This is a genomic window from Pandoraea sp. E26 (assembly GCF_000681415.1).
GTDB classification, from domain to species: Bacteria; Pseudomonadota; Gammaproteobacteria; order Burkholderiales; family Burkholderiaceae; genus Pandoraea; species Pandoraea pnomenusa.
Genome location: NZ_AYXJ01000060.1, coordinates 1 through 1,160, shown reverse-complemented (window position 1 = coordinate 1,160; position 1,160 = coordinate 1). Strand labels below are relative to the sequence as shown.

At 70.2% G+C, this 1,160-nt stretch carries 1 protein-coding gene and 1 pseudogene; both read right to left on the bottom strand.

Annotated elements, in window-relative coordinates; genetic code table 11:
• Positions 1-714 (bottom strand): annotated as a pseudogene (locus W930_RS28845) (hypothetical protein); the annotation flags it as partial.
• On the bottom strand, positions 711-1,160 hold a 450-nt coding region (locus W930_RS28840; protein WP_036656450.1), incomplete at its 5' end, for a phosphatidylglycerol lysyltransferase domain-containing protein. The pseudogene W930_RS28845 and the gene W930_RS28840, both read right to left, overlap by 4 nt.

Sequence of the window (1,160 nt, the reverse complement as noted above, 5' to 3'; positions counted from 1 at the left end):
GTCGACGGACAGCGCGCCCGAGAACGTGTCGCTGCCCGCCTGCGCGAGCATGGCGTACGCGAACGTGCCGCCCACGCCGTCGCCCACGAGAATCGGCGGCGTGTAGCCCGGCAGCTTCACGGCCGCCTCGACCCAGCGGCCGAAGTTGTCGAGATCGCCCGCGGCGTAGACGCACGCGATGTCGTCCTTCGTGTAGTTCGCCATCAGGCGCGCGGTGTCGATGCCCGCCACCAACGCGCCGGTTTCCGCGAGCGCGCGGGCCATGCGTTCGGCACGCGGCGTCCAGCCGTCATCGTCCGAGAAGAACAGCACGGTGGCATTCGGCTCGCCGTCCGGCCGGAAGATCGGCACGTTCTCGAAGCGCCCGTGGGTCATGATTTCCGGCGTGGCGTTGCCCGCGCCACGGAAGGCCGCCGCCCCCGCGGCGGCGGCCGCAGCCTGCGGCATCACCGGCGAGGGCACGCTCGAAGCCGCCGCAGGCGGCTGCGCGGCCGGCCCCGCCTTCGGCGCGGGGCGAAGCAGATTGGGGCGATGCTCCGGCGCCAGGGGCGCCGTCTGCGCCCGCGCGGTAACCGGTGCCATCGCCGCCGACCACCCCAGCACGCCCGCCGCGAGATGCCGCGCCAGACGGGCGACACCCGTCTTCCCGAAACGATGCCGGCCCGCGTACCTGCTGTCTGCGCTGCCATGCGTCGCCATCGTCTTCCCCGTCATTTCGTAATCATCCCTTTCCAGCCGCCTCCCACGAGCGCCGCCACGTCGGCGAGCGTGAGCATCGGCGCGATGCCGCCCGGCGTCATCAGATAGCGCGCCTCCCACTGCGGATCGAATTTGTCCTTGAAACTGCGCAGCCCACGGAAGTTGTAGAAGCGTGCGCCATGCGCAAACATCATGCGCCCGAAGCGATGCCAGCGGGGCGCGAGTTGATGCGTCTCCATGCCGGACATCGGCGCCATGCCCAGCCCGAAGCGCTGATACCCCTGATCCTTGAAATGCAGCATCAGCTTCGCGAACAGGAAGTCCATGGTGCCCGGCGGCGCGTCGGGCACCTGGCGCATCAGGTCGATGCTCGCCTCGATGCGCTGCACATCCGGGCACATCAGCGTGGCAAATGCCACGAGGCGCGATTCACGTCGCACCAGCGCGACCGGCTGGCGCGA